The 3802-nt window shown below is 71.8% G+C and carries 2 protein-coding genes; one reads left to right on the forward strand and one right to left on the reverse strand.

Annotated elements, in window-relative coordinates:
* Positions 1-548: 548 nt before the first annotated feature.
* The gene (locus ACWF94_RS36040; RefSeq protein ID WP_453498640.1) at positions 549-1247 is read right to left on the reverse strand and encodes a copper homeostasis protein CutC; all 699 of its coding nucleotides are present in this window, start codon (positions 1245-1247) and stop codon (positions 549-551) included.
* 231 nt (positions 1248-1478) lie between these two features.
* On the opposite strand from ACWF94_RS36040, the gene ACWF94_RS36045 reads away from it, so the two are divergent.
* The gene (locus tag ACWF94_RS36045) at positions 1479-3752 is read left to right on the forward strand and encodes a heavy metal translocating P-type ATPase (protein WP_453498643.1); all 2274 of its coding nucleotides are present in this window, start codon (positions 1479-1481) and stop codon (positions 3750-3752) included.
* Positions 3753-3802 lie beyond the last annotated feature (50 nt).

The raw sequence follows: 3802 nt of genomic DNA on the forward strand, positions 1-3802 counted from the left end.
GGCTGAATGTGCCTCCGGAGGGGCTGGAACGGACAAAGGCGGACCCGGAAAGGGGCGGGCAAGGGTGAGCCAGGGAACAGGGACGCGGAAGGGAACGGGCAAGGGTTGGCCAGGGAACGGGGACATGTGGAAGTGGACCGGGAGGGGGACACGAGGAAGTGGACCGGGAGGGGACGCACGGAACCGGACCGGGAGGGGCACACCGGCCGATGGTCGCGGGGAGGGGGACGCGCAGGGGTGGCGTCGGGACGTAAAGCGTGATTTGTGGCGCTGAAGGACCCGCCACCCGACAAGAACCCGAAACGCGCCGTAAATCGTGCAGTCCCGACGTGACCCCGGAGCGGACCCCGGCCCCAGCCCCGAACGGCCCCGGGCCCAGCCCCGAGGCGCCCGGGCCCAGCCCAAGACCCCGACACCAGAACACCGGCCCCAACCCCGGACCGCCCAAGACCCCGCACCACACCACCCGCCCCAACCCCGAAGCACCACCCCACGCCACAAGACCCCGCAGGAACCTTTCGGCTCAAGAGGTCGGGCCGCCGGGGGCGCTACGCGTCCAGCGTCTCGCGCCAGCCCCGGACCGCGTCCGCCGACACGGGCCCCGACCAGCCGCCCGGGCGGGCCGCGCCGCCGATGTGGAAGGCGTCGACGCCGGCCGAGAGGAGACCCGGCACATGGTCGAGGCGCAGGCCGCCGCCCACCAGGATCTGCGCCTCGTACCCGGGCTCGCCCCGGCGCGCGGCCTCGGCCAGCAGCACGGGCAGGCCGGCGTCGACGCCGCGCGCCGAGCCCGCGGTCAGATAGGTGTCCAGGCCCGGCAGATCCGCGAGCTGCTTGCGGAGCGCGTCCCGGTCCGCCGCGCGGTCGATCGCGCGGTGGAAGGTCCAGGCGCAGCCGGACAGCTCCGTGGCCAGTCGCTCGACGGCCACCAGGTCCACCTGGCCCTCGCCGTCGAGGAAGCCGAGGACGAACTCGCGCGCGCCTTCCGCGCGCAGTTCCCCGGCGGCCCGCACCAGCGCCTCCAGATCCCCCGGCGCTCCCACCTGGAAGCGGTTGGCCGGGCGGAGCATCACCCGAAGCGGAATGTCCACCGCGGCGCGGACCCGCCCGAAGGTCTCCCGCGACGGGGTCAGACCGTCCGCCGCCATGTCGGTGACCAGTTCCAGCCGGTCCGCCCCTCCGGACTGCGCCGCGACCGCGTCCTCGGCGTCCAGGGCGATCACCTCCAGGACTGCACGGTTGCTCATGTGACCCCATTCCTCCTGGGAAACGGCTACGGCAGGCTACGACTGGTACCGGCCGGGACAGCTGGCGACGACCCAAAATAGGTCTAGTCCAATACCCAGACTAATGCGCACGCTTCCCGGCCGCACCAGCACCCCCGCCACCGAGGACTTGCACCAGATACGGTGTGGGGGTATACATGAAGACAGAAGGGATACCCCCTAGGGGTATGCAACGCCGGACAGGGAGGATTCATGGCGCACACAGCCACCCATCAAGAGGTAGAACTCGCCATCGGCGGCATGACGTGCGCCTCCTGCGCCGCCCGCATCGAGAAGAAGCTCAACCGCATGGACGGCGTCGAGGCCACCGTGAACTACGCCACGGAGAAGGCCAAGGTCACCTACCGCGGCGAGGACATCTCCGTACAGGATCTGATCGGTACGGTCGAGGCGACCGGCTACACGGCCGCCGAGCCCAAGCCGAAGGCTCCGGCCCGTACGACCGGTGAGCCGGGGGCCGGCGGCGAGGAGGAAGCGGAGGCGGACGACCCCGAGCTGCGGTCACTGCGGCAGCGGGTGCTCACCGCCGTCGTCCTGTCCGTGCCGGTGATCGCGATGGCGATGATCCCGGCCCTCCAGTTCCAGTACTGGCAGTGGCTCTCCCTCACCCTGGCCGCACCCGTCGTCGTCTACGCGGGCTGGCCCTTCCACCGCGCCGCCTGGAAGAACCTGCGGCACGGCGCGGCCACCATGGACACCCTGGTCTCGGTCGGCACAACGGCCGCGTTCCTGTGGTCCCTGTACGCGCTGTTCTGGGGTCACGCCGGCATGCCGGGGATGACCCACCCCTTCGAGCTGACGATCTCCCGCAGCGACGGCGCGTCGAACATCTATCTGGAGGCGGCGGCCGGTGTCACCGCGTTCATCCTGGCCGGGCGCTACTTCGAGGCCCGCTCCAAGCGTAAGGCGGGGGCCGCGCTCAAGGCCCTGATGGAGCTGGGCGCGAAGGAGGTCACCGTACTGCGGGACGGGCAGGAGGTCCGGGTGCCCACCGCCGAGCTGGCGGTCGGCGACCACTTCCTGGTGCGGCCCGGCGAGAAGATCGCCACCGACGGCATCGTGGTCGAGGGCTCATCCGCCGTGGACGCGTCCATGCTCACCGGCGAGTCCGTGCCCGTCGAGGTCGCCCCCGGCGACGGCGTCACCGGAGCCACCCTGAACGCGGGCGGCCGGCTCGTCGTGGAGGCCACCCGGATCGGCTCCGACACCCAGCTCGCCCGGATGGCGAAGCTGGTCGAGGAGGCGCAGACCGGCAAGGCGGCGGCACAGCGGCTCGCCGACAAGATCTCGGGCGTCTTCGTCCCGATCGTGATCCTGCTGGCGATCGGCACCCTCATCACCTGGCTGACACTCGGCGAGGGCTGGGCCGCCGCCTTCACGGCAGCCGTGGCCGTACTGATCATCGCCTGCCCCTGCGCCCTGGGCCTGGCCACCCCGACCGCTCTCATGGTCGGCACCGGCCGGGGTGCCCAGCTCGGCATCCTGATCAAGGGGCCCGAGGTCCTGGAGACCACCCGCAAGGTCGACACCGTCGTCCTGGACAAGACCGGCACGGTCACCACCGGCAAGATGACCCTGCTCGCCGTCCACACCGCCGCGTCCACCGACGAGGAGGAGGTGCTGCGGATCGCCGGAGCCCTGGAGAACGCCTCCGAGCACCCGATCGCCCAGGCGGTCGCCGCCGGAGCCGTCGCCAAGACCGGTGCGCTCCCCGCCCCCGAGGACTTCACCAACGTCCCCGGACTGGGCGTCCAGGGCATCGTGGACGGCCACGCCGTCCTGGTGGGCCGCGAGAAGCTGCTCGCCGACTGGGAGATCCACCTGACCGACGAGCTGAAGCGGGCCAAGGCGGCTGCCGAGGCGGGCGGGCGCACCGCGATCACGGTCGCCTGGGACGGCGAGGCCCGCGCGGTCCTCGAAGTCGCCGACGCGGTCAAGGAGACCAGTGCCGAGGCCATCACCAAGCTCCGGGGCCTGGGCCTGGCGCCCATCCTGCTGACCGGGGACAACACGGCGGTCGCCAAGGCCGTCGCCGCCGAGGTGGGTATCGACGAGGTGATCGCCGAGGTCATGCCCGAGGACAAGGTCGATGTCGTCAAGCGTCTCCAGGCCGAGGGCCGCAGCGTCGCCATGGTCGGCGACGGTGTCAACGACGCGGCGGCGCTCGCCCAGGCCGATCTGGGCCTGGCGATGGGCACCGGCACGGACGCGGCGATCGAGGCCAGTGATCTGACCCTCGTACGGGGTGACCTGCGGTCGGCGGCCGACGCCATCCGGCTGGCACGCCGCACCCTGGGGACGATCCGCTCGAACCTGTTCTGGGCCTTCGCCTACAACGTCGCGGCACTGCCGCTCGCGGCGCTGGGGCTGCTGAGCCCGATGATCGCGGGCGCGGCGATGGCCTTCTCCTCGGTGTTCGTCGTCGGCAACAGCCTGCGGCTGAGGGGGTTCAAGGCAGCCGCCTGACGCGCTGCCACTCCTCCCGGCGAGCGGGGGTCCGGGTGCGGTCGGAAACC

The sequence above is a fragment of the Streptomyces sp. NPDC055078 genome (genome assembly GCF_053607985.1).

Excerpts from the sequence above, each read along its gene's own strand:
- ACWF94_RS36045 (WP_453498643.1), top strand. The coding sequence starts at position 1,479 with ATGGCGCACACAGCCACCCATCAAGAGGTAGAACTCGCCATCGGCGGC.
- ACWF94_RS36040 (WP_453498640.1), bottom strand. The coding sequence starts at position 1,247 with ATGAGCAACCGTGCAGTCCTGGAGGTGATCGCCCTGGACGCCGAGGAC.